Below are 26220 nucleotides of genomic sequence, written 5' to 3'. Positions count from 1 at the left end.
AATTTCGGCTTTTCTCTGATATCAGCGGATGGTTTGTGGTATATTCTAAGAAATACGCGATGAAGGTCGTTTGCTTGAAGGGGAGAAAGAGATGAAAATTGAACCATTTAAAGTCGAGCTGTGGATGAACGAGCACGAGGAAAAAGCCGTCTACAATACCGGTGAAACCTGTGTTGATTCCATCAGCATGGAAGAGCTGTTTGAATTAGCCGAGATTAATAAGGAAGAAAAACTAACGGAATTAATGCAGAAACGCTTAACCTACGGACACATTTTTGGCAATCCGGTGTTTAAAAGTGGGATCGCTTCTTTATATAAACAAATCAAACCAGAACAGGTGCTGACTACCCATGGAGCAATTGGAGCCAATCATTTGGTGCTGTATTCTATGATCGAGCCGGAGGATGAAGTGGTAGCCGTCTTGCCGACTTACCAGCAGCTGTACTCGATTCCTGAATCCTTTAGAGCCACGGTGAAACGGCATACTTTAAGTCCGGAAAACAACTTTTTGCCGGATTTGGCGGAGGTTCGCCAACTGGTTTCGGATAAAACCAAGATGATTATTATCAACAATCCTAACAATCCAGCCGGGTCCTTGATGGATGAAGGGATGCTGAAGGAAATTGTGGCTATCGCTGAATCAGTGGGGGCTTACGTCTTATCAGATGAAACTTATCGCGGCTTGACCCAAGCAGAGGAAGACAGCCCGTCGATTGCCGATCTGTATGATAAAGGGATCAGCGTCAGCAGTATGTCGAAGGTCTTCTCACTGGCAGGCCTGCGCCTTGGCTGGATCGCTACCAGGAATCCAGAAGTGATCGAGGAATGCAGCTTGCATCGGGACCACAATACTATTAGCTGCGGCATGCTGGATGAGGAATTAGCCGGCATTGCTTTAGCCAATAAAGACAAAATTTTAGCTCGCAACAAAAAAATCGTGCGGGACAATTTGAAGATCTTAGACGAATGGGTACAAAAGGAAAAGCATATCAGCTATGTGAAACCTAAGGCCGGAACGGTTACGCTGCTGTATTATGATTTTGATCGCCCAAGTCGTGACCTGTGTATTGATTTGATCGATAATCATGGCCTGCTGTTTACCCCAGGAGACTGTTTTGAATTTGAACAGTGTATTCGCATCGGCTATGCTTGTAAGACGGAAGAACTGATTGCCGGCTTGAATAAGTTTTCGGAATATTTAGCAACGATATAAGAAAAAGGCGCAATCCTCAAAAAGTGAGGATTGTGCCTTTTTAGATGGGCAACGCACTGCGGATAACAAAGGCTAAACAAAGGATGACTAAGAATCCAGTGAACCATTTGAAATGAACCAGCATGGCGATGTATTCGCGAATCAATGCAGAAGGCAGGAAGTAAAAGGCAGTGGGTGCACCGACACCTTCAGCTTTCAAGCCCGCTTTTCTGGCATAAACTGCGCCGCGCAGGACGTGATAATTGTTGGTGGAGAAAAGAACCGATGGCGTACCGGCTTTTTGCCAATGCTTAGTGATCACTTCTTTTGAGAACTTCATGTTTTCCAGCGTGGTGGTGGAACGATCTTCTACTAGGATCCGTTCGTCAGGGACACCTTGGGATAATAAGTATTTTTTCATAGCGAAGGCTTCTGACACCGGTTCGTCGGGACCTTGCCCGCCGCTGACTACAATGTAGGCATCTTTATTTTTGTGATAGTATTCCAGCCCTTTATCTAAGCGACTCTTCAATAAAGGCGGCACTTCTTCACTGCGAATGCCGGAGCCTAAAACGATGATGTAATCCACCTGTTTTTTCACCGGCAGCATTTGATACATCCAGGAATAAAACAGGTAGCAGGCAAACAGCAGCACCAGCAGTAAGTCCAAGATCAGCAAAAAAATCAGTAAATTGTAAACCACTAAGGGCAAAGGACCATTGCCCATCACGATTAAGTAGAAAAACAGCGGTACAGCAATTAAAACGTTCAGTCCTAACATCGCCGACAGCTTGGCCGTAAAGCTGCGGCCTTCCTTGGTGCTCATGGTGCGAGTATTAAAAATAAAGGCTAAAACAATCGCCAGAAAAATTAGTGGAAACAAGCCATAAACGATTACTAGCGAGGCCGTATCGCCAATTGCTGAGGAATTAGCCAAGCGGGTCAGGGCCTCGACTAAACCAAGGAATACCAGCAGCATGCCGCTAAAAGCGAAAAGCAACCCGCCAAACATACTTCTTCTTTCTTTTACCAATACCGCGCCGCCCACGGCTAAAAGCGCTAAACAAACAAACGTAACGAACATTATTTTCTCCTTTATGATTCAGATGAAGCTAAGCATAGCATGAAACGGCAAAATTCTCCCGAATCTTGATTAGTAAGAAGTACCTAGAACCATCGCTAACAAAGCAATTCCCCATAAATGTAAGGGATAGTACACGTAAAACAGGTATTTCGCCCAAGGCTTACTGCTGCCTTTTTCGCCATTGTAAAGATGAAGTATCGGAATCACGGTAATAAACATCCATGAAGAATTAAAGCCCAAGTTCAGCCAAAATTCCCGGCTAGTTTGCGATTGCAGAATCGGTGACAGGTCAAACAGTACCAATAAAACTAGCGCAAAAAGTACATATAGAAAATCCCGTCTGATCCAATTGTTTTTAGTAAAGTAAGTGATCAGGATAAATGGCAAGACCACGATGCCACCTTCGGTCAACACCGATCCAACCAGTAGTAAGATCAGGAACCCGAGGACCAGCATGAATTTTTTTGGCGTTGACAGTCCTCGTTGAAATAATTCAATCAAGTAAAGCAAGGTGGCGCCCACCGCTAAGGTCAGGAAAATATTGTTGTGAATCTGAACGGGGCCTTGCAGCAGGTGATTGATCACGAAGTTCCCTGCCAACATCACCAACGCCCAACCATACAAGCGGCCGATATAGCCCTTTTGGTTGCGGGTATAATGGAAGCCTTCCACCAGCATATAGCCGAAGAAGACCGCCACACAGCGGGTCAGGGCATGGAAAAAGGTGGCCCATTCTCCCGTAATAAAGGGGGCGATATGATCTAAAGTCATTAGGCCCATCATAGCAATTTTCAATTGATTTCGATTAAACATGTTCAATACCTCATTTTCTATTGGTTGTCAGGATTATACATCTGCTGGATTTTCAAGTCTTTGTAGTCGGTAATCACTTTTGATGCATCCTCATTTGAGCGAATCGCCGCTATGTGAATCGTCGGTGCGTTTTGGAATTTTTGGTACATGGCGTTATCCGTAACTAAAATGTGAGAAACGAACATGGATGAATCGCCTAAAACGACATATTCCGTCTGATTAGGTGTAATAGTTTCGCCAGCATCATCAGTGACGGTGATGGTTGAATCTTTGGAAAACAACAGCGGCAGCTGGTCAGGTAATTTCGTAACCGGCTCAAACAAGAAGTGATCCTTCTCTGTAGTTACTTTATTCAATGCTTTCAAAGTAGTCAATTTTAGCGCTTCTTCTTGAGATAGAACCAATAGATGATTGTCATCCTGCCATTTCCCTTCTACTTGTACTTGCTTGGCATCCTTATCCAATTGGGCCAGCTTGTTATCTATTTTTTGTTTGTCGTAATCCAATACGATGATTCCATGAACCGGTTTGTGGCGGAAGGTCTCGTAGGCAAAAAAGCCCCCTCCGATTATTGCTGCCAACAAACCAATTGTTGCGATTAACTTCTTCATATATATTTTCCTCTTTCTCTGGTTGTCATTTTCAATCCTGTCATTAGGCAAAAAAGTTGAGCTGTCGGATTGGCGGCAACTCACAACCCTATTCTAGGGGAGAATGGAAAAGATCGACATCGAATCAGCTGTAAACGAACTTACAATATCGTCATGCTTCAAAATTATTTTGTTTCTTGAATAATCGTCTAACGTTTTTGTTAGATGGATGACTGCTGGAACGATGGTGGAGAAGACTGAGAAGGAGTATTCTTAAGGAACCAGTTAGGGGGGATCGAATGAAAAAGATGAAACCAAAATCGAAGCTATACCAAATCGTGACACTTATACTTTCAGAAATTGCTGACCGCATTATGTTCTAGACCAGCGGATAACTAATAAATTGTAATGGGGCACTTGGCTTTTGGCTGGGTGCCTTTTTTAGTGCTCTTTTTTCGAAAGTCCCTTGCCACTCCCCGTGATGATAGGCATAATAAAGAGACAACGTGGAAGGGCTAGGGAAAAAGGGATGAACAATCAGAAAAATACCAAATTAAACTTACAATATATCAGTATGCAGATGCCGTATTGGATGGGCTATTCGGTTTTAGCCACCTTTACATCAGTCTTTCTGCTTTCTAGAAATTTTAACAATGGGCAAATTGGGGTAGTGCTGTCACTGGCGAATCTGGTGGCTTCGCTGCTGCAGCCGTTTATCGCGTCATTTGCCGATCGCATGCAGAAGCTGACCTTGTCCCATTTGGCAGCGATCATGGCTGCTTGTATTATCGGCTTTTCTTTCATACTAATCGTGCTGCCTAGGCAATTTTTGCCGGTGGCGTTGATTTATATTTTGCTGTACACTAGTTTGATTTTGCTGCAGCCGATTACGATTTCCATCGGCACGTTTTTCATTAGTCGCGGCTATGCCTTAAATTTCGGGGTGGCCCGGGGATTGGGTTCACTAGCCTTTGCGGGCGCTTCGGCGGTAACCGGCTTTTTGATTGAACGCTTTTCGGCCAATGTGATTTTGTACTTAATGATCGGGATTTTTCTTCTGTTTATCGCCGCGACGGTCTGGATTGATACTCGTAAGAAAGCCGGGAAGTATTCGGCTTCAATGATCGATACTGGGGAAATGGAATTGGAGTTGCCTGAACCCAGCAGTCTGCCGGTTTTTATGCGGAAGTACAAACGCTTCATGGTATTGCTGGTGGGCGTGTCGATGCTGTTTGTCTTCCATAATATCGGCAACAGCTACATGTATCAGATCATGGCACCTTTAGGCGGGAGCGAAGGCAGTGTGGGTTCGTCGCTTTCAGTGGCGGCGTTGAGTGAATTGCCGACAATGTTTCTATTTTCTTGGCTGCTGACTCGCTTTCGCTGCAAATCATTAATCCGTACCGCGGCTTTCTTTTTCACCGTCAAAGCGGTCCTGATTTTGTTTGCCAATAGTATTGCTATGATTAATGTCGCGCAAAGTCTGCAAATGCTGGGCTTTGCCCTACACACCACCGCATCGGTTTATTATACGAATAAAATTATTCCCCAAGAGGATTTGGTGAAAGGCCAGACCTTGATGGCCACCGCTAATACTATCGGCGGCATCGCCGGATCATTTCTCGGCGGACAGCTGCTGAACTTCTTTTCAGTAGAAGCCATGCTGGTGGTGGGGACGATCATTTCGGCTACCGGAACGATCATTGTTTTTCTGGCAGCTGAGGATTAAAAAAAGCGCAACGATCATTTTAGATCGTTGCGCTTTTTTAGTCTAAGCCTAAAAACTTCGAGGTGCCTTCATTTTGCTTATTCATAATATCTGCTAAAACCGAAGCATCAAAGGAACCATCTTCACGACTGGAATAAGTTTGAATGGTCAGCTGATGATCTGCTAAATTGTAGGCAGACAGTTTTTCCTGAAGAACTTCAACGTCGGAGTCCTCCAGCGTCTCTCCCACCAGTGTCAGCTGAAGTTCTTTCGGCGAGCTGCTGATCTCCTGCTCCAGTACAAAATAGTCGGCCAACTCAGTTTCGCTAAACTGCTTGGCGCGATATTCAGTGATGGTAGTATCCACTGTAGAATAAACAAAGAAGCCGCCAATCAGCAAAAAGGGCAGCACAAATAGGGCATAGCGACTTAAATTACGTTTTTCAAAGGAACCGTATTTTAACAGCCAAACGACTACAAAAACAGCTAAACAAATCAAAAAGACGTTGATTAAAAACAGCTTCACCGAATTCCAGGCAGTAGTAAAATCGCCGTTGGACAGGCCATACCCAGTCACACACAAAGGCAGAATCAAGGAAGTTCCAATCGACACCCCCACTACCACATTGTTGTCTTTGGCCCGGGTCTTAGAAATAGCCAGCGCTGTTCCGCCGAGAAGAGCAACTAAAATATCCCAAATGGTGGCGGAAGTTCGCGAAGTGATCTCCGGTGTCGGCTCTTTAATGGGCGTTAAGTAAAAGAACAAAAAGGAAATCCCTAAAATAATCGCAAACTGCAGCAGGAAAATGAATGTTCCTCGTTTAGCCATGTCTAAGCGAGAAAAGCCCAGCCCAAAGCCGATGCCGCTGATACCCGACATCAAGGGTGAGATCAACATCGCTCCAATAATAGTGGTAGTGGAATTGTAGTTTAAGCCAACAGAAGCCATCAAGGTGGCACAGACTAGAATCGCGTAAACCAGGGCGGTTTGTTCCATATCATTATCAACATTCTCCACCAGCTGCTCCTTAGAAATAAAGTCAGGTTTTAAGTTCATAAGCAAAAGCTCCTTTTCTTCAGCTGTTTCTATTTTCTAACCAAATCAGGATTTTGACAAAGAAAAGGCTTTCTCTCCCGCGGCAGATTATTCGCCTAATTTTATGAATGCGGGTACACTGGACTTACAAGAAAGGGTGGATACCATGACAAGTTATCAAAAACGAACCGAGGATCATTTGCTTTCTCCCGAGAATACGGTTTTGACCGTAATCGACTATCAGCCAACTCAAATCAACTCCATCAATTCCATGAACCATTCGGAACTGATTCGCAATACCGAAATCGTGATTGAACTAGCCAAGCTGTATAATATTCCGATTATCTTATCAACGGTAAATGTTGAAAAAGGTTGGAACACCGATACGATTCCTGTATTGAAAAGAGCCGCCGGCGAAGACATCAAATCCTATGACCGCAGCTCAATCAATGCTTGGGAAGACAAAGAATACAACGAAGCCATTAAAGCAACTGGCCGCAAAAAAATCTTGATCGTGGCTTTGTGGACCGAAGCCTGCTTAACTTTCCCAACCTTAGATGCGTTAAAAGAAGGCTACGAAGTATATCCGATCGTCGATGCGGTTGGCGGTACTTCCCAACTTGCCCACGAAACAGCCTTGCGTCGGGTAGAGCAAGCGGGCGCGCAATTAACTTCGATTGCTCAATTGGCCTGCGAACTGCAGCGGGATTGGAACCGGGAAGAAACGGTAGACGGATTTGACGAACTATTAACTAAATTCGGTGCCTTCTCTAACTTAAGATAAGTATGCTAAGTCGTATCCACAGGGATGCGGCTTTTTTGGTGCCCAGAAGAAAATTGTTCGTTTCTTTATTTTCGCAAGCGCCAAACGAAAAAAATCTGGAAAACAGAGGTGAAATTCCCTGCTATACTTCGTCTTGTAAGAAAAGAGGTGCACAAGTAATGGAAAATAATTTTATAAATCCTTTTCCATGACGAGAGCGGTAATAAGAGAATAAACGAAAAGGAAGTCTTGATATGGACAAAAAACAGTTATCTTTATTCGGTTTTTTTGCTTTAACCGCGTCGATGGTTTTAACCGTCTATGAATACCCAACCTTTGCGACTTCCCAGCTGCATTTAGTTTTCTTCCTATTATTAGGCGGAATTTTGTGGTTTTTGCCAGTGGCTTTGTGTGCGGCTGAGATGGCAACGGTGGAAGGCTGGAAGGATGGCGGGATTTTTACTTGGGTGAGTCAAACCTTGGGGGAACGCTTCGGCTTTGCGGCGATCTTTTTCCAATGGTTCCAAATCACCGTCGGCTTTATTACGATGATTTACTTTATTTTAGGCGCGCTGTCTTATGTACTGAATTTCCCAGCACTAAATACGGATCCCTTTATTAAATTCATTGGTGTGTTGGTGATTTTCTGGGCCCTGACATTTTCGCAACTAGGTGGAACGAAATGGACGGCTAAAATTGCTAAAGCTGGTTTTTCCATCGGGATTGTTATCCCATCGATTGTTTTGTTTGGGTTAGCAGCGGCTTACTTTATCGGTGGCAATCCGATTCAAATGACCATCAGTGCCAAAGCGTTTATCCCTGATTTTTCACAGCTGTCCACTTTAGTCGTGTTTGTTTCCTTTATTTTGGCCTATATGGGAGTCGAGGCTTCGGCTTCGCATATCAATGAGCTGGAAAATCCCCAAAGAAACTATCCTTTGGCGATGTTTCTATTGGTCATCTTAGCGATTGCACTAGACGCGATTGGTGGGTTTTCAGTGGCGGCGGTGATTCCGCAAAAGGAATTGTCTTTAAGCGCCGGTGTGATCCAAACCTTCGAATCGTTGATCTTGCACTTTAATAGTCATTTAGGCTGGCTGGTAAAAGTGATAGCTTTAATGATTGCCTTTGGTGTCATGGGAGAAGTTAGTTCGTGGGTCGTGGGACCTTCAAGAGGAATGTTTGCTGCAGCGCAACGAGGCTTGCTGCCAGCCTTTTTCCGCAAGACCAACAAACAAGGGGTTCCGGTTCCTTTAATTATGGTGCAAGGAATCATTGTAACTATTTGGGGTGCGGTCTTAACCTTCGGCGGTGGCGGCAACAATTTATCTTTCTTAGTAGCCATTTCCCTAACCGTGGTCATTTACCTGGTAGGCTATTTATTGTTTTTCATCGGCTACTTTGTGCTAATTTATAAGAAGAAAGAATTAAAACGTACCTACAATGTGCCTGGGAAAACTCTTGGCAAAACGATTATCGGCGGTTTAGGCTTTATCTTGTCGGTGTTTGCTTTACTGATCTCCTTTGTTCCGCCCGCATCGATTGCGGCCAGTGAACATCGGACTTATCAAATTATTTTGCTGATCAGCTTTGTGGTGACGATCCTGTTGCCTTTGATCATATATGAATTGCACGACAAAAAAGGGCACACGACTATTGAAGAGCCAACTCATCTGAAAGCCTTGGATGTGAACCCGGCGGTTTATCCAGCTGCTCGCGGGGAGCACCACATTATTCAAAAAGAAGAACATACATTGAAACATTAGGAGGAATTTATGATGTTATACGGAAAAGATGATCAAGAAGAAGCCAGCTATTTAGAACCAATCTTTGGTTCAGCCAGCGAAGATGTGGATTTACCTAAATACAAATTAAACAAAGAATCAATTGAACCGCGAATTGCTTATCAATTGGTGCAAGATGAAATGTTGGATGAAGGCAATGCCCGCTTGAACTTAGCCACCTTCTGTCAAACCTATATGGAACCAGAAGCAGTGAAGCTAATGAGCGAAACGTTAGAAAAAAATGCCATTGATAAATCCGAATACCCTCGTACCACCGAAATTGAAAACCGCTGCGTCAATATGATTGCTGATTTATGGCATGCCTCCAGCGAGGAAAAATTCATGGGTACTTCTACTATCGGTTCCTCGGAAGCCTGCATGCTGGGCGGAATGGCCATGAAGTTTGCTTGGCGCAAACGAGCTGAAAAATTAGGCCTAGATGTTCAAGCGAAAAAGCCTAACTTGGTAATTTCTTCCGGCTACCAAGTATGCTGGGAAAAATTCTGTGTCTACTGGGACGTTGAAATGCGGGAAGTGCCAATGGACGAAGACCACATGTCACTCAACTTGGATACCGTGATGGATTACGTAGATGAATACACCATTGGTATCGTCGGGATCATGGGCATTACCTATACCGGCCGCTATGACGATATTAAGGGCTTGAATGATTTAGTAGAAGCCTACAATCAAACCACCGACTACAAGGTCTACATCCATGTGGATGCTGCTTCCGGTGGTTTCTATGCACCATTCATTGAACCAGACCTAGTTTGGGATTTCCAATTGAAGAATGTCATCTCGATTAATTCTTCAGGTCATAAGTATGGCTTAGTGTACCCCGGTGTCGGTTGGGTCTTATGGCGCGATCAACAATATTTGCCAGAAGAATTGATTTTCAAGGTCAGCTACTTAGGCGGCGAAATGCCGACTATGGCGATTAATTTCTCCCACAGTGCAGCCCAATTGATCGGCCAATACTACAACTTTGTCCGTTACGGCTTTGACGGTTATCGCGACATTCACCAAAGAACCCACAATGTTGCCCTGTATCTAGCCGAAGAAATTAAGAAGACCGGCTTGTTTGAAATTATCAACGACGGTTCCCAATTGCCTTTGGTTTGCTACAAGCTGAAGGAAGACCCAAATCGAGAATGGACCTTGTACGATTTATCTGATCGTCTATTGATGAAAGGCTGGCAGGTTCCAGCGTATCCATTACCAAAAAATCTGGATCAATTGATTATCCAACGCTTGGTGGTTCGTGCCGACTTTGGCATGAACATGGCCCACGATTACGTGGAAGATATGAACCAAGCCATTGCAGACCTGAATAAAGCCCACCTCGTTTATCACAAAAAACAGGAAGTGAAAACGTACGGCTTTACTCACTAAAATCCCCGATATTTCCCCGTCGGCAAACAGTTCAACCGCTGTTTGCCGGCTTTTTTAGTTGGAAGGGTTATTTCCGTTTTTTCCGATGCCGGTTCTTTTTACTGGTATTCTTCTTGGAATAGGCGGGCTGCTGTTTTTGATTGTTCTGCCCTTTGTTTTTCCCCTTTTTACCTGGCTTGAGGAGATCTTTATATTTTGCATCCGGTCGCCGCCCTTCTTCCTCGGAGGCGTCTGGTTTCTTTTCCTGCGAGCCTTTTTCTACTGGCGGCGGAGATGCATCATTTTTAGTCGGTTTCCCTGTTTCTGCCGCTGTTTTGCGGTTAGCTGCTGCATCAGTTCCTGCTGTTTGGTTAACGGTCTTAGTCATACCCGTTGACGGAGTATTAGCTACTTCTGAAGATTGTTTAGATTCAACCGCTTCTACTTCTTCAGGTAAGTCAGTTTCTTTTGGCACGTAGGTTGGATCATCTTCTTTTCTGGTATCGAAGGCACGAAACTTCTCATCCACCGCAAAGTCCAACCAAATAGCGCGGGTAAAGCGACGGGTGCCATCTTCCTTCTTAAAAATAGTCAATTGGTCGAAGATAGCCAAAACAGCCTGGTTTTCCAAGGGATCAGGATGAGGCACAACATTGCTGAGACTCCAGCTGTGGATGCTGCCAGCCGCATCGGAAAAGGCGGTCTTAAGGTTGTATTTCTTTTCTAGCTGGTATGCACCGGAGTAGAGGCGATGTCCCAGCATCTCTATAGTTGAACGAGCTGTCTCGGTAATTTGTAAATATTCCTGTTGATTGGCGAATAGTTTGGCAACGATCTTTTGCCACTCTTCTTTTTCGAAATAATTTTCAAAATAGGGGCATAAATGACGAATCTCAGCTAGTTCCTCACGGGTTCCTTCTAAGAATAGGGGGCAAATAATTTCTTCGGCGAAGGATGAAAAATTTTCTACACTAAAGCAGTTTCTGATCATGACTGCGACAGCACATTGAATAAGATATACCTTATCCTTTGACTGATTGCCAAATTGTGAGAATCTTTTTAAAAGAGACTCCCTCTTCATGCCGTATATTTGTCTGGAACCCAGTGGTTTCGCTTTCATTCGACTATACTCCTCTCGATTATCCCTTTGATTAGTTCGCTGCACCTTTAGTCAGATGATTTTGCCAGATACCTGAGACCTCAATTGTGAGCGGTTAAATTTTTTTAGATTCATTATCTTTTTTATTAGGATATACGATATTGACACAGTATTCAATAACAAATTTCAAATTTTCAGAGTCCTGAAGACAGCTGGCTATTTTTTGGGGTTATTTTATAATTAGCCCCTTGATACTTAATTAAAAAGCTATAAAAATTGAAGCCCAGAACAGGTGAGTTTAGTTATTTATATTCGATGAATCAGCAAAATACGAGTGTTATTCTAAAAATAGAAAGAAGATATTTTTTGATGAAAAATTTTCTTAAAATAGGTGTCCTCTGATTAATTAACCGAATTTGTAGCTGTCATGACAGTTCTATGAAGATTTAAAATAATGAAAGGAGTTATATAAAAGAACATAAAAAAAGGTAATTACAATGGCAAACAAGCGAGGATCCTCAGATTCTCGCTTGTTGAAACAACACGATGTTGGTTTTTTTAGAAGATGTATCTTTGAGGGGTGTCAGCTAGAACCTGTACCTGTTGATTCAACTGCGCAACCACCTCGGCAATGGTGTGGCAGTTGATGGAATAAATAAGAGTATTGTCACTGCCTACGTCTTCCTGGTAGAGGGAGCTGTCGCACAGGATTACGCGCTTCGTGCAGAAGAACGTGTCGTCCACCACCTCATTTAAGTGGTTGCAGATCATGCTGCTGATGTTGAAGTGTTCCCCCAGCAGCTCTTCTAATTGCTGGTGGTAATACAAATATTTGAAATCGGAAGGCGCGACAATGAAGACCTCAATCTTTTTAGCTGGCTGTTGATTTAACAGGCTCAGATTTATCGTCAGTCGGCGAACCAAGTTATCGTCCCAGCGAATCGTCAGCTGGTTGTCTTTTTTCCACTGGTCCAAAAGCTGACGAACCTGCGCATAAAGGGGCTTCTGCTGACGGCTTAATACGCATATTTTTTCCGGTTGGAACAGCTGCATATCGGCCCAGGTGGAACGAATAAAGGGCAGAAAGGCCTTTTCAAATAGTAGCTGATTGCTTTCAGATAAGCACAAAGCTGCAGTAAGTCGCTGACTAAGCTGAAGCACTAAGGGATTGTACTGCACGTGGTTTTGATACACCACCTCAAAATCCTTTTGTAATAGCTCAAGATTATTGCATAGATAATTCCGCGAGTTAAAGAGAGAGTAAAGATAAAATTCTTCGTTTTCATCGTGACACAAGGAAAAAGACAGCTGTTTTAACCCTCGTTTAATTAATTGAAACAGAGGTGTTCGGCGAGCCTCGGCTTTCTCTTTCTCAGTAAAGAAGATCGGATTTGTTTTGGCCCGCTGCAAGCCAATAGCAACTCCCAGCAGAATCAACTGCTTTTCTTCTATTGGATAGCAGCGGGAAAAGAAGCGGCCTTCTACATACTCTATCAGCTTATTTCCCGCTTGGCTGATGGGTTGATTCATTTGCACCAAGTCGGTTTGATTGGTGTAATGCACCACCGACAGCAGCAAATAGCGATAATCCTTTTCAGGAATCTGAAGTGTTCCGTCAGGCTGTAAATAGTGCAGGTCATCAAAGAAGGAGCGCAAACTGCTTCGCAGGTGATAGACCTTGCTTAAGGAAATAAAGGATGCTTCAGCCATAGTTCCCCAGTGGCGTTCACCAGCCAGGTATAACCCTAAAATACGTAAAAAATAAGAGCGTTGATAAATGAGTTGGGTAAGCGATAGGCTGGAGCAGTCTGGGTCAAAAACAACCGTGCAGCAGTTCCGTCCTTTAGCAGTAGAGACAATGTGCGGTTCCAACAGCTCGATGATTGCCTCCAGATCATTCGCGATTGTAATCGAGCTGACCTGCAGCTGCTCCGCTAATTCGTGGAGGCGAATCGTTCGATTTTCGTAAAGCTGTTCACAAAGATACACTTGACGGAAGATGTTTTTCTCAAGATAGTTTTCCAGCATAAAAAAATCCTCCTGTTTTTATTAAGTACATAAATAATTATAGACCTTGCAGAAAATCAGCCAAAAAGATAAAACGATTTCGCCGCTAAAACTCGCTGTATTTTTAGAATTGGGGTTAAAATAAACGGAATAAATCTAAGAAAGAGCGTAAAAATAATTCTGTAACACTCGTCATTCAGCAAAAAATTGTGCTTTCAGCTGAATAAAAAACTTATAAGCTGCTGAAAAAAGGTATTATCTATAATGAGAAAAATACCGGAAAGCAGAAAATTACCTGCTTTCCGGTATTCGTTAGTTGCTTAAACGCATATCCACATGGGGGATATTGTCCTCTAAATAAATGTCTGAGACCACTTCAAACCCAAAGCCTTCATAAAACTTCCGCAAGTAAGCCTGGGCGGAAATCGTGACGGACTTATCAGGAAAACGCTGCTGGATCTCTTGGAGCGTTCGCTGAACCAGCTTTTGTCCCAGCTGCTGCTTCCGAGCTGACTTCACCACCAGGACCCGGCCAAAGGTGACATCATCCTCACGATCAATAATACGGGCGTAGGCCTTCAAGCCTTGTTCGTCTGCTAGACAAACATGCAGGGCTTTTTGGTCGTCTTGGTCGGCTTCTTGATAGGGGCATTCCTGCTCCACGACAAATACGGCGACACGTTCAATAAAAATTGCCAATAATTCTTCGGCAGATAATTCCGGGGTTGCTTTGATTTGGAAATCCATTAGGGTAAAACTCCTTCGTGTACTTTTTAGAAAAAAGACTCTTAACCATTATAGCAATTAACGAACAATTTTCCATATTTTTTGCTATTTCTTTCGCTAATCAAAGGTTTTTTTATAATTGTTTTGGTGAATATTAGAAGGTGTGAAAATCCTTTAGCAGCAAGCATTACAAGTGATTATTTCTAGATGTAAACGGTTTATTTCGGCTGCAAGATAAGTTTTTTTATTTAAAGTGCTTGACAATTAGAAAAAACACATCTAGAATTAACCCAATCTTAAAAAACAGTTTGGAGCGATTGATATGATTAAAAATATTAATACACAACTGAATACTTATTACTTTAGCTATTTTAGATAGGTTTGTGTTCATGCACTCATGGATGCAAACTACAACCAGTTTGTATCTATGATGGCTAGAGGAGTTTGAGATGACTTTCGCCACGTAGATGAATTTATCTATAGTGGCTTTTTCTTTACCCAGCTTTCGGGAGCAGAAGACTCATTGTAGATTTTTCATCTACAATGAGTCTTTTTTTGGTACTGATTTTTAAGATCTGATTTATAAAAAACCTAGGAGGTAAGGTATGGAAAAAGCAATTTCGGGAAAAACAAGATTGGCTGGCTTATATGCCCTGCCAGCTAGACACAGCTTTTCGCCAACGATGCATACGACGTCGTTTCGCGAGTTAGGAATCGACGCCGTCTATTTAAGCTTTGACGTGCAGCCTAAGACGTTAGGCCGATCGATCCAAGCGATTCGTGATTTGGAAATGCTAGGGGTGAATCTTTCAATGCCCCATAAGATGGCAGCTGTGGAATATATGGATGAATTAAGTCAAGCCGCTCGTCTGATTGGCGCAATCAACACGATTGTCAATCAAGACGGCAAGCTTGTCGGACACACAACCGACGGCATCGGCTGCTTGGAAAGCTTAAAGGAACACGACCTGACAGTGGTTGACCAGAAGGTAACAATCTTAGGCGCTGGTGGTGCGGCGACAGCGATTATTACTCAGGCCGCCCTGGATGGCGCGAAGGCAATTGATGTCTTCAATATTCAAGATTCCTTCTATCAAACGATTGAACCAAAATTAAAACTGATTGAACAAGAAACCAATTGCCACTTAAACCTGTACGATTTAGCAGACGAAGAACAATTGAGTCGTTCGTTAGCTGAGAGTGATCTGCTGATTAACGGAACCAATGTTGGGATGGACCCAGAGCCAGACAAAATGCCGATTCCAAGTGCTGATCTGCTTAGAAGTGATTTGCCAGTTTTTGATGTGATTTATCATCCGGCCAAAACAGCCCTGCTTAAAGCGGCTGAAGCCAAAGGCGCCGTTGCAATTAATGGATTAGGAATGCTGCTGCATCAAGGAGCTGCTGCCTTTAAATTATGGACCGGTCAAGAGATGCCGCTAGCGGTCACCCGACCCTTGCTGGCAGCTGAAATTCAAAAATAGGAGAGTGGATCAATGATTTTAATTATGAAGCAAGAGGTCACAGAAAATCAACTGTCACCGATTATCAATAAAATAAAAGAAAAAGGCTTAGGTGTTCAAGTGAACCACGGCAAGGACCGCATTGTTTTAGGACTGTTAGGCGATCCGGAAATCCTTCAAACGATTTCTTTCAAGAGTTACCCAATGGTGGATCGGGTAGTGCCGATCACCAACAGTTACAAGCTAACCTCTCGGGAATTCCACCCGCAAAACACGGTGGTGGATGTCGATGGCGTCAAAATTGGTGACGGCAGCTTCGTAACCATGGCCGGTCCTTGCTCAGTCGAAGGGGAGGAACAGATCATGGAGGCCGCTCGCATGGCTAAGGCCGGCGGGGCACAAATTCTCCGGGGCGGAGCCTACAAACCACGGACTTCGCCTTACGCCTTCCAAGGACTAGGTGAAGAGGGCTTGAAGATGATGCGCAAAGCTGCCGATGCTCACGGCTTGAAGGTGATTACCGAAGTGATGGATGAAGCCCATATTGAGGTAGTTGCCAAGTACGCTGACGTAATTCAAATCGGTGCCCGCAACATGCAAAACTTCCGTTTATTGGAAGCAGTCGGCAAAACCGGCAAGCCAATTGGTTTAAAACGCGGCATCTCCGGTACGATTGAAGAGTGGTTGAACGCGGCTGAATACATTGCGGTTCAGCAGAATTTCAATATTTTGTTCATTGAACGGGGCATTCGCACCTACGAACGAGCGACCCGCAATACCTTAGATTTAAGTGCCGTACCATTAATGAAAAAGCTGAGCCATTTCCCAGTCATCGTGGATCCAAGCCACGGTACAGGAATCTGGGATTTGGTTTCGCCGATGGCTCGGGCTGGAGTTGCCAGCGGCGCCGACGGCATGATTGTGGAGATTCACCCGGATCCAGTCAACGCTTGGTCCGATGGGGATCAATCCTTAAATGAAAAGAATTACCTGCAGATGATGCGGGAAGTAACCATTTTAACTAAAGCAATGAAGCAAATTACTGAACAAACAAAGGAGGAAATCGTATGTTAAATATCGACTTAGCTAGTAAAAGCTACGAAATTCTTGTCCAAAAAGATGCCTTGAAAAAGATCGGCAGCTGGACAGGTGAACTTTGGTCCCAACGAAAAATTGCCTTAATCAGTGACTCCAATGTGTTTCCCATTTACGGCGAAACCGTGACTCAGTACCTAGGCATTCAAGGCTTCGAGGTTCATTCCTACGTAGTGGACGCCGGTGAAAAAAGCAAATCGCTGGCAACAGCTAACGAGATTTACGATTTTCTAACGGAGCATGATTTCAGCCGCAGCGATTCCTTAATCGGTTTAGGCGGCGGGGTCATCGGAGATTTAACCGGATTTGTGGCTTCGACTTACATGCGAGGCTTGTCCTTCATTCAAGTACCGACTTCTTTATTGGCGCAAGTGGATTCCAGCATCGGCGGAAAAACCGGCGTCAATTGTGAGAAGGCTAAGAATTTAATCGGCACCTTCGCTCAACCAGATGGGGTCTTGATTGATCCGAATACCTTAAAAACTTTGCCAGACCAACGCCTGTCTGAAGGCATGGCAGAAGTCATCAAATGCGCCTTGATTCAAGATGACAACTTATGGAAGCAGCTGCGGCAGATGACCAAGCTGGAAGACATCATGGCTAATAGCGAAAGTATCATTCAGAAGGCTTTGCAAGTGAAGAAAGTATTAGTGGAAAAAGATGAGTTCGACCAAAATGAGCGCTTGCTCTTAAACTTCGGTCATACCATTGGCCACGGCTTAGAAGCCAGCTCCAATTACGAAATGATTAGTCATGGCGAAGCTGTCTCTCTAGGGATGGTGCAAATGACCCGCGGTGCGGAAAAAAAGGTTTATGCAGAAGTCAGCTAACCGATGAAATTATTCAAATGGTGGAAAAATTTCAGCTGCCTTCTGCCTATATACCTTGGGACCCGGCGAGAATTTATCAAGCAATTTTACACGATAAAAAAGTGCGGGGTGACCAGATTCACATCGTACTAGTGGAGGATATCGGTAAGAGTAAAATCCTTACCGTTCCGCTAGTTGAATTAAAAGACTATTTATTAGCATAAAAAACAAAATCGAAAAGGAGCAAAACACAATGGAATCTATTATTTTAATCGGCTTTATGGGAGCTGGAAAAACCACAATCAGTCGCGAGGTCGCAAACCTATTAAACTGTCAACGGGTAGATATGGACGATGTTTTAGTCGAACGCATCGGCTCTATCAGTCAATACTTCGAAAAACATGGCGAAGCTTCTTTCCGCCAGCACGAAACCGAATTGTTAAAAGAAGCCATCACCCAAAAATCCGTCATCGCAACGGGCGGTGGCGTAATCATGCAGGAAGAAAATCAGCAGGTTTTAGCTGATAAAAAAGTGATTTACTTAAAAGCTGATCCGGAAATTTTAATTGACCGTATCAGAAACGACGAAGAAAATATTCGGCCCAATGCTTCTAATAAAGACGATAGCGAAATCAAGCATTTATTCTACTCTAGAGAAAGATACTACGAACAATTAGCTAAAATTACCGTGGACACCACCCATAGATGTCCCAAAGAAATCGCCCAAGAAATTATTCAGCACCTGGCTTAGCCCCAACAGCGGTAAATTGTGGTAAACTGTCTGTATAAATCCATGCCTTTTGCATGCGGGAGAGGAGCGAGGAACATGATTGCCCACAAAAGAGATGTACTCCATGTAATAGCCAAAAACTAATTTTAATTACATGGAGGAAAATAAAATGACCAACAACATTTATGACAACGAAGAATTTTTTGAAAGCTACAGCCAAATGGAACGCAGTAAAAAAGGCTTAGACGGCGCCGGTGAATGGCAGACCTTAAAGGAACTGCTGCCGGATTTTAAAGACAAAACCGTCCTGGATCTAGGCTGCGGCTATGGCTGGCACTGTATTTATGCTGCAGAGCATGGGGCTAAAGCCGTTACAGGAGTGGATATCTCTGAGAAAATGCTGGAGGTAGCCAGACAGCAAACCCCTTATGACAATGTGACTTACTTGCAGGCAGGGATCGAGGAAGCCGACTTTGACGCAGACCAATTTGATGTAGTCATCAGTTCTTTAGCGTTGCATTACATCCCCTCATTTGAGGTAGTGGCAAAAAATGTTCACCGCTATTTAAAAGCAGGCGGACAATTTATCTTTTCAGTGGAGCATCCCGTCTTTACCGCCTATGGTACCCAAGACTGGTACTATAATGAAAAGGGCGAGATTGACCATTTTCCAGTAGATAATTATTTCTACGAAGGCAAGCGTTCGGCTCATTTCTTAGGCAGCGAGGTCACCAAGTATCATAAGACCTTGACGACTTATCTAGATGGCCTTTTGACCAACGGTTTCACCATTGACCGGATCGTTGAACCGACACCGCCGGAAAATATGCTGGATGTCCTTGGCATGAAAGATGAATTTAGACGACCTATGATGCTGATTGTTTCAGCAACCAATTCAAAATAAGATTCCGGGCCCTATCAGAAAAAAATGCTGATAGGGTCTTTTTTGTAGCGCCACTTATGCTACACTTTTAAAAAAGGGGTGTGAGTAATGGCAATAATCGGAATTGATTTGGGAACATCAAACAGCTTGGCGGCCTACTGGGACGGCCAAGAGGTAGGACTAATTAAAAGCCGCTTTGGCAACCATTTGACACCATCGGTTGTGGGGATCGATGACAATGGGGAGCTTTTAGTGGGAGAGATCGCCAAGGAACGGCTAGTGAGCCATCCGCAAAAAACGGCGGCGACTTTTAAGCGCTTTATGGGAACGGAAAAAATTTACCAATTAGGTGAGCAGCATTTTACACCGATTGAACTTTCTTCATTAATTATCGCCAGCTTAAAGGAAGATGCAGAGCTGTATTTACAGCAGCCCTGTGAGGAAGTAGTCATCAGTGTGCCGGCTTATTTTAATAATATTCAACGGGAAGCTACGATGGAGGCGGCGAATTTGGCCGGCTTGAAGGTGCTGAATTTAATCAGCGAACCCACCGCAGCAGCGATGGCCTATGGCTTCCACAAAGAAGATGACCTGTCGATTTTAGTCATAGACCTTGGCGGCGGTACCTTCGATGTTTCTTTATTGGAAATGTTTGAAGGCATCATGCAGGTGGAAGCTATTGCCGGGGACAATCATTTGGGCGGGGAAGATTTCACCCAAGTGATTGTGCGGGATTGTTTGGCGGAAAATCAGCTGGAGAACGAAAGTCTGCCGGCAGCTGTGCATTCGGTGTTGTATCAAAAGGCCGAAACCTTGAAAAAAGAACTGGCCAATCAAGGCAAAACCGGTTTCGATTTTACCTATCAGGATACCAGCTATCACTATCAGCTGGATCGCCAAAAATACGAAGAACTATGCGAACCGTTGCTGGCTAGAATGCGGATGCCGATTGGTCGGGTGTTAAATGACAAACGCATGGCGGTAGAGGATATCGATCGAGTGATCCTAATCGGCGGTGCCACCAAAGACTCGGTGGTCCGCAGCTTCTTAGCCAAGCTGCTGCGAAAGATTCCTTATACTGGGATTAATCCTGACGAAGCCGTGGGCATGGGTGCCGGGATTCAAACGGCTTTGAAAAAGGATCAGAAGATGGTTTCCGAGATGATGCTGACGGATGTTTGCGCCCATACATTAGGGGTGGAATCGGTTCGTCAAATGGGTGATGAATGGATCGGGGGTGTATTCTCACCGATTATTGAGCGCAACACCACGATTCCGGTGAGTAAGATCGAGACCTTTTACACTGTTCGGGATCAGCAGCCGAAGATTCGTTTCGGTGTCTACCAAGGGGAAAGTCCCCGTGTAGAGGAAAACCTGAAAATCGGCGAAATCGTGATTCCGCTTGAACCAGCACCGAAGGATTATCCAGTGGATTGTCGCTTTACCTATGATACCAACGGTCTGCTGGAGGTCTTAGTCACGATCCAAAAAACCGGCAAGACCCATCAGCTGATTATCGAAGAATCACCTGGCAAATTAACTAAGGCCGAAATTAAAGAAAGTCTGCGGAAGCTGGAGAAATTGAAGATTCATCCTCGCGATTCAGCCGAAAATCGCCTGCTGATGGCCCGGCTGGATCGCTTGTATGCGGAGACAACCGGCGAGATGCGGGGGTATGTTCAAAATATGCTGCTGCAATTTGAAGCAGTCATGCAAAAACAAGACCCGCAATTAGTTAAAAAGACCGCCAAAGAGCTGAATCAGAAGCTGAATGAACTGGAGAAAGGGTTTTGGCTATGAGCTTTTGGGACATTTTAGAAATTGAACCGACTAAAGAGCTCAAGGTCATCAAAAAAGCCTATGCCGTCAAACTCAAGCAGCTGATTCCTGATGAACAGCCGGCAGAATTCCAGCAATTAAAGGAAGCCTTTGATGCGGCAGTCCGCTATGCGAAGCGTACAGAGCCGGTTTTCGTGGTAAGAGACGAAGAGACAATCGTTGAAAAAGTGCCGGAAATTCCGGAAATCTCGGAGCCGGAAGTGGAAGAATCAGCGCCTTCTTTTAGGGAACAAGTCTATCAGCTGTTGGACACCATGAGCTTTTTTGAAGATGAAGCCGCCTGGAAAGCCTTGCTGACGGATAACCGAGAGTGGTCGATTCAGGAATTTATGCAGAACTCCCGCATCATTCAACAGGTGCTGGTGGAAAATTTCATGTATTTAGCCAAGCCGATCATTGAGCGACTGCTGCAAAGCTTCCAATTGCTGGAGCTGGAAAGTGATGCGTTGGGACAACCAATGGCTTTACCGCAATTTTTATATCAGCGGGAACAAATTTTAAACGCGCCGGCTTTTTCTTTTGCGCTTTGGCCGGAGCTGCCGGAAGAGGAGCGGAAAAATTACTTCTTGTACCGCTATAAATATTATACTTACTTGAATTCAGAAGAGCATGAAGAAGTCCGGTTAAAATCCTTAGCTAAAAAAATGCTGGCCCTAGTGACCAATGACGGTGATTTTGCGCTTTTGCAGGCCCAGCAAATCCTGATCAAAGCCCGGGGCGATTTGACTGAGCCGGAAGTATTTGCAGCCTTTAATAAAAAAGTCGAAGCTGCTATGAAGATGCGCTATGGCAATAAGCAGCTGGCAACCTTTCTGTTGATCTATCGGGAGGTTTGGCAAAAGGGGACGATGTCCGACTTCCAGAAGAAGCAATTAGCAACAAAAAATTATTTAGTCTTTCCAGCTTGGCAAGCGTATTTGCTGGGGATGCTTTATTACCGGCTGGAATATTATCCACAGGCCTTCGCTTATTGGGAGCAGGTTTCTTATTATCAGTCGTTGACCTTAGACCGTTACTGGAACCAGGCCAGCCGCTATTTGTCTACTGAAGAGAAAAGCAGTTACCAGCAGATCAGGGCCTTTCATCGAAGACAACACGGTCAGCCGCCGGAAAGGCAGCAACAGGAAAGGCAGTTCCAGGAAATCCGGCAGCCCGAGGCTAAAAAGAAGCAGTTTAAATGGTACCGTTATCTGTATATTGCAGCAGCTCTGGTCATGTTTATCGTAAAGGTTAGTAACTTTAGTCAGCGGCGACCAGAATTGCCGCCGACGGTTCCAAACATTTCAGAAAATCGAACCTACCAAGATAATTATCAGAAAAGTATGAAGAAATATTTTTCCATGGAAAGTCTGATTAGTGACGATGCCGATGCTGTTAAGCGGTTTGCTTATTACTATTTATATACTGAGGATCCCGGCGCTCGGCAAACCTTGATTGATGAGTATGCAACCGGGGAGGCAGTTGCCTTGCTGCAGCAGCATTTAAATGATCCGGCGACCTATCCCGATGCGATGCGCCATAATTTTCGTTTTGATTTCGACTCCACTGTCGATCATGGGTACTGTCAGGCTATTTATTACAATAGTGAGCCGCTGATGGTTATCAAGGAGGATGATGACGGAAAGATTATCGACGTACTAGGACCCGGCTGGCATGAGATGGAGGCGGCAGCTTATGACGCTTTATTGTCCGATATTGAGGTTCGGCCGGCTACTTCCATCAGCTTTTTTGTTGCAGAGTATCTGCCAAGTGATGATCGGCCTGCTGTTTTGGCTGAAAATTCCCGCTATGTGACTGATGAAGTTATGGCGTTGCTGCAAGCGAAACAAGCGGATGGGCCGGATGAAAACTACTTAGAAGGTACTTGGCAGCTGAGCTGGTACCTAGATGAACCCTATTTCGTAGTCAATGATAACTTGGGACGTGCCTCGCTGATCCTCGCCTGTGATCAAGGCGGCCGGATCGCTCATATTTATCGAGGCGACTGGGAAGAGATGAATAACTCTACCGCCGAAAGGATTGTTGCCGAATGTGAACCAGAAAAGAACCCATTCAACTAAAAAAGGTCGAAGGACGTTTTACTCCTTCGGCCTTTTCAGCTGTATCCAATAGATTAGTACCCTTTCTCCAGTCTCATCCGTCTTTTCTTCCGTTAACACGCCGCCATACCTCACGAGCTTTTATTTTGCATCTAGTGTAGCACAATAAGTTAGGCTGGAAAATCTGGCAGAAAGAGTATTGTTTTGTCGCTTATTGTTATTTATTATCAGTTGGAAGATTGATAATGAAATATATTAGGTTCAAAAGGAAGGCTGGGTAGTGAAAATATCCTTTGGGGATTCCGATTACTAGAAAAGCGTTGTAACAGCATTGATATAGCTGTTTTTCATTGATATATCAACGTATTTACCTAATAGGTAAATCGGGAATCGTAAGATGGAAGTCAACTAAACTTTTCTGTTTGCTAAACTATTTAAGCGGCATACTCTGATATGCTGAATTTCTAAAGAACTATTTTACTCTTTCTTTACTGTTATTAAGAAAGAGTAAATTCAGCTGGGATTTTCGGTTTTTGGTTGCAAGTAGTCTATCCCAAAGAGTAAGATTGGGTCGTAAAAATAAAATAGCAACAACCTTGTTAGGTGAGGCTCCTATACAAACACAAGCTATTGCTCAGAAACATCGAAAGATGCCAATGGGTAAAACAGGAATTGTCGGATTAAGGCTTTTTCCAAATAGCTAAGATGCAAATCTTTACGTTGTATAGTGCTAAAACTCGGACGATGAGATGACGCTTGGTCAGAATTCTTGTTCGAAAAGGTTTCTGACCTTTTTGTATGGATTCTAAAAAGTATAAATACCCGCTCATGTTCACCTGACAGTTGTTAATGGAGGTGAAACGATGCAGCAAATTAAAAAGATCGATTGGTGGATTTTAGGACCTTATGCTGTCCTGAGCACAATCGGTCTTTTAGAGGTTTTCAGCGCCAGTTCTTACCGTTTGATGATGACCGGCGAGAATCCCCGCAGCTTATTTTACCGGCAGCTGATCTTTATGGGAATAAGCTGGGTAGGATTAGCCTTAACGTTTTCCGTCAAATTGCCGCATTTTTTAAAACTGCCAATGGCTCAGGTCATGCTGGGCTGTTCGGCGCTACTGCTTTTAATGGTGAAGATTCATCTGTTTGGGGTCACGGTCAACGGGGCCCAGCGTTGGATTTCCATTTTTGGGATTCAGTTTCAACCTTCGGAGTTGGCAAATGTCGCCTTGATTTTTTATCTCAGCTACTATTTTCGCCACCCGCTGGAGACAAAAAAGGAACTGCGGGCACCGATTGTGGTCACGCTGCTTTTGATGACGTTGATTCTGATTCAACCTAAGGTGGCGGGCGCCATTTTGATTTTGATCATTGCCGGCGTGTTGTTCTGGTCTTCGGCAATTTCAGTGGATATGGGTTTGCTTCTAGGGGTCGCGGCATTCTTTCTAATGATTGTTACTTCTGGAGTTGTGCTGCTGTTAGGTAAATTTCATTTATTGCCCCATCTTTTTCAGCATGTGTATGAACGGATCGCCATCGCCGGCAATCCCTTTGCGGACTTCAATGGGGTTGGCTATCAGATGAGTAATTCCTATTATGCAATGTACAACGGAGGATTCTTCGGGCGAGGGATTGGCAACAGTATTACTAAAAACGGCTACTTGCCTGAAGCGGAAACGGATTTTATCTTTTCGATTATTGTGGAAGAATTGGGGCTGATTGCCGCGATTGGGATTTTATTTCTGCTGTTTCTGATTTGCCTGCGTTTGTTCCAGTTAAGTACTCGCTGTAGAAATCATCAGGCCGCCTTGATTTTACTAGGAATTGGTACACTGCTGCTGGTGCAAACCAGTATCAATGTGGCCAGCACCATCGGATTGATTCCCATGACGGGGATTCCTTTGCCTTTTATTAGTTATGGGGGAACCAGTTACTTGATTCTTTCCTTTTGTATCGGTGTTGCCCTGAATATTTCGGCTAATGAAAGGAGGCAGATCCATGCTGGAAAAGCGCAAAACTTGGAATGAGGCGCTGCTGCTGCCGATCTTTTTATTGCTGCTGGTGAGTGTCTGGGTCCAGTATCAGGCGGCAGTGCTGGATGGCAATTTTGTACGGCCTATCGTCATTAAGCAATTGTTTTTTTGCGCGTTAGCTTTCGGCGCTTTGTTGGCAGCCCGCCACTTCTCTTTTGCCTTTTTGATGAAATTTTCACCGTTATGGTACGGGCTTTCGTTGGGAGTCATGCTACTGTTGCATTGGTACTACGACGCGGCCATGTTTGAACTAACAGGAACCAAACGCTGGCTGCGCATCGGACCACTGACTTTACAGCCGTCGGAAATGATGAAGATCGCCTTTATTCTGATGCTGGTGTACATCACCATCAATTATGAACAACGAACCCCGATACGAACCTGGCAATCAGATGGGCGCTACATGTTGAAGAGCTTTTTAATCGCTCTGCCAACATTCCTTTTAATGTTCATGCAGCGGGATTTTGGGACAAGTCTAGTTTTTATTTGTATTATGCTAGCACTGTTTATTGTTTCGGGGGTGGACAAACGAATTTTAATTAGTCTAGCCGGACTGTTGGCCGTGTTGGGCGGTTGTTTACTTCTTTTCGTGTTCACGGAATGGGGCAGAGAGATCCTGAAGGCACTGCATTTCAAGGAGTATCAGCTAAATCGGGTGGAAGCCTGGGTAGATCCACTGAAGTATCAAGACTCTATTTCCTTTCAACAGGTTCGCAGCATGCTGGCAGTCGCCACTGGCGGATTTGCCGGAAAAGCCGGGGAGGCAGCTTGGGTCTATGTACCCGTACGGGAATCTGACATGATCTTTACCGTCATTGCCGAAACATTTGGTTTTGTCGGCAGTGCCAGCGTCTTGTTTTTATATTTTTACCTGTTCTACCAAATGCTCCGAACCGGCATGCAGACCAACAAACGGGCTTATCTTTATTTTTCAGTAGGATTAGTTTTTTCGCTGTTGTTTCAAACGGTGGAAAATGTGGGGGCTGCGATTGGGCTGCTGCCATTAACCGGAATCCCGTTACCATTTTTGAGTCAAGGCGGGACCTCGTTGATTACCGGATGTTTTGGATTAGGAATTGTTTTAGGCATGGAAAAAAGCGGGCCGAAGAGTTGCAGCTCATTCGACCCGAAAATAAAACGTATAAACTGAGAA

At 44.2% G+C, this 26220-nt stretch carries 20 protein-coding genes, 1 pseudogene and 1 riboswitch; of the genes and pseudogenes, 14 read left to right on the top strand and 7 right to left on the bottom strand.

Annotated features, from left to right (window positions below; genetic code table 11):
* Window positions 1-91 precede the first annotated feature (91 nt).
* On the top strand, window positions 92-1213 hold the full coding sequence (locus JZO70_RS03710; protein ID WP_207672182.1) for an aminotransferase: 1122 nt from the start codon (window positions 92-94) through the stop codon (window positions 1211-1213).
* Window positions 1214-1253: 40 nt separating this feature from the next.
* On the opposite strand, the gene JZO70_RS03705 is transcribed toward JZO70_RS03710, so the two are convergent.
* The 3 genes from JZO70_RS03705 to JZO70_RS03695 form a co-directional block, all read right to left on the bottom strand.
* Window positions 1254-2276, bottom strand: a complete 1023-nt coding sequence (locus JZO70_RS03705; protein ID WP_207672181.1) for a YdcF family protein — start codon at window positions 2274-2276, stop codon at window positions 1254-1256.
* Window positions 2277-2345: 69 nt separating this feature from the next.
* Entirely contained in the window at window positions 2346-3089 is a 744-nt protein-coding gene (locus JZO70_RS03700) for a TraX family protein (RefSeq protein ID WP_207672180.1), read from the bottom strand.
* Between the two features lie 17 nt (window positions 3090-3106).
* Entirely contained in the window at window positions 3107-3700 is a 594-nt protein-coding gene (locus JZO70_RS03695) for a lipoprotein BA_5634 family protein (RefSeq protein ID WP_207672179.1), read from the bottom strand.
* Window positions 3701-4208: 508 nt separating this feature from the next.
* Here JZO70_RS03695 and JZO70_RS03690 point away from each other — a divergent pair.
* Window positions 4209-5408, top strand: coding sequence for an MFS transporter (locus tag JZO70_RS03690; protein WP_207672178.1), 1200 nt, complete (start codon window positions 4209-4211; stop codon window positions 5406-5408).
* A 37-nt stretch (window positions 5409-5445) separates the two neighbouring features.
* Here JZO70_RS03690 and JZO70_RS03685 read toward each other — a convergent pair whose 3' ends face one another.
* On the bottom strand, window positions 5446-6444 hold the full coding sequence (locus tag JZO70_RS03685) for a TIGR00341 family protein (protein WP_207672177.1): 999 nt from the start codon (window positions 6442-6444) through the stop codon (window positions 5446-5448).
* Window positions 6445-6589: 145 nt separating this feature from the next.
* Here JZO70_RS03685 and JZO70_RS03680 point away from each other — a divergent pair, with 145 nt between their 5' ends.
* The 3 genes from JZO70_RS03680 (at window position 6590) to gad (ending at window position 10365) form a co-directional block, all read left to right on the top strand.
* Window positions 6590-7207, top strand: coding sequence for an isochorismatase family protein (locus JZO70_RS03680; protein ID WP_207672176.1), 618 nt, complete (start codon window positions 6590-6592; stop codon window positions 7205-7207).
* Between the two features lie 233 nt (window positions 7208-7440).
* A complete protein-coding gene (gadC, locus tag JZO70_RS03675; RefSeq protein ID WP_207672175.1) occupies window positions 7441-8952 on the top strand; it encodes a glutamate/gamma-aminobutyrate antiporter in 1512 nt (503 codons plus the stop codon).
* A 12-nt stretch (window positions 8953-8964) separates the two neighbouring features.
* The gene (gene gad, locus JZO70_RS03670) at window positions 8965-10365 is read left to right on the top strand and encodes a glutamate decarboxylase (protein ID WP_207672239.1); all 1401 of its coding nucleotides are present in this window, start codon (window positions 8965-8967) and stop codon (window positions 10363-10365) included.
* A gap of 67 nt (window positions 10366-10432) precedes the next feature.
* Here the strand turns inward: gad and JZO70_RS03665 are convergent, their stop codons facing one another.
* From JZO70_RS03665 to JZO70_RS03655, 3 genes are all read right to left on the bottom strand, one after another.
* A complete protein-coding gene (locus JZO70_RS03665) occupies window positions 10433-11464 on the bottom strand; it encodes a hypothetical protein (RefSeq protein ID WP_207672174.1) in 1032 nt (343 codons plus the stop codon).
* 537 nt (window positions 11465-12001) lie between these two features.
* Window positions 12002-13471: a helix-turn-helix domain-containing protein gene (locus tag JZO70_RS03660; protein WP_207672173.1), complete on the bottom strand. Its 1470-nt coding sequence runs from the start codon at window positions 13469-13471 to the stop codon at window positions 12002-12004.
* Between the two features lie 291 nt (window positions 13472-13762).
* Window positions 13763-14197, bottom strand: coding sequence for a GNAT family N-acetyltransferase (locus tag JZO70_RS03655; protein WP_207672172.1), 435 nt, complete (start codon window positions 14195-14197; stop codon window positions 13763-13765).
* A 584-nt stretch (window positions 14198-14781) separates the two neighbouring features.
* On the opposite strand from JZO70_RS03655, the gene aroE reads away from it, so the two are divergent.
* The 9 genes and pseudogenes from aroE (at window position 14782) to JZO70_RS03610 (ending at window position 26217) form a co-directional block, all read left to right on the top strand.
* A complete protein-coding gene (aroE, locus tag JZO70_RS03650) occupies window positions 14782-15660 on the top strand; it encodes a shikimate dehydrogenase (RefSeq protein ID WP_207672171.1) in 879 nt (292 codons plus the stop codon).
* A gap of 12 nt (window positions 15661-15672) precedes the next feature.
* Window positions 15673-16713 carry a 3-deoxy-7-phosphoheptulonate synthase gene (gene aroF / locus JZO70_RS03645; RefSeq protein ID WP_207672170.1) on the top strand — a complete coding sequence of 347 codons (1041 nt, stop codon included), beginning with the start codon at window positions 15673-15675 and terminating at the stop codon, window positions 16711-16713.
* Window positions 16707-17767 (top strand): annotated as a pseudogene (aroB, locus tag JZO70_RS03640) (3-dehydroquinate synthase). Before aroF ends, aroB begins: the two are co-directional and overlap by 7 nt.
* Before the next feature lie 29 nt (window positions 17768-17796).
* A complete protein-coding gene (locus tag JZO70_RS03635; protein WP_207672169.1) occupies window positions 17797-18294 on the top strand; it encodes a shikimate kinase in 498 nt (165 codons plus the stop codon).
* A 148-nt stretch (window positions 18295-18442) separates the two neighbouring features.
* Window positions 18443-19177 (top strand): class I SAM-dependent methyltransferase, encoded by a 735-nt coding sequence (locus tag JZO70_RS03630; protein ID WP_207672168.1) that lies wholly within the window; start codon window positions 18443-18445, stop codon window positions 19175-19177.
* Window positions 19178-19264: 87 nt separating this feature from the next.
* Window positions 19265-20956 carry an Hsp70 family protein gene (locus JZO70_RS03625; RefSeq protein WP_207672167.1) on the top strand — a complete coding sequence of 564 codons (1692 nt, stop codon included), beginning with the start codon at window positions 19265-19267 and terminating at the stop codon, window positions 20954-20956.
* Window positions 20947-23055: a J domain-containing protein gene (locus tag JZO70_RS03620; protein ID WP_207672166.1), complete on the top strand. Its 2109-nt coding sequence runs from the start codon at window positions 20947-20949 to the stop codon at window positions 23053-23055. Before JZO70_RS03625 ends, JZO70_RS03620 begins: the two co-directional genes overlap by 10 nt.
* Before the next feature lie 567 nt (window positions 23056-23622).
* Window positions 23623-23790, top strand: a riboswitch (M-box (ykoK) riboswitch).
* Window positions 23791-23897: 107 nt separating this feature from the next.
* Window positions 23898-25061, top strand: coding sequence for an FtsW/RodA/SpoVE family cell cycle protein (locus JZO70_RS03615; protein WP_207672165.1), 1164 nt, complete (start codon window positions 23898-23900; stop codon window positions 25059-25061).
* The gene (locus JZO70_RS03610) at window positions 25033-26217 is read left to right on the top strand and encodes an FtsW/RodA/SpoVE family cell cycle protein (RefSeq protein WP_207672164.1); all 1185 of its coding nucleotides are present in this window, start codon (window positions 25033-25035) and stop codon (window positions 26215-26217) included. The genes JZO70_RS03615 and JZO70_RS03610 overlap by 29 nt, the downstream gene beginning before the upstream one ends.
* The last annotated feature ends 3 nt before the right edge of the window (window positions 26218-26220 follow it).

Source organism: Candidatus Enterococcus moelleringii, from assembly GCF_017377575.1.
Taxonomy (GTDB): domain Bacteria; phylum Bacillota; class Bacilli; order Lactobacillales; family Enterococcaceae; genus Enterococcus_A; species Enterococcus_A moelleringii.
Note: the sequence above shows the minus strand (reverse complement) of the source record. Positions and strands in the feature narration are given on the sequence as shown.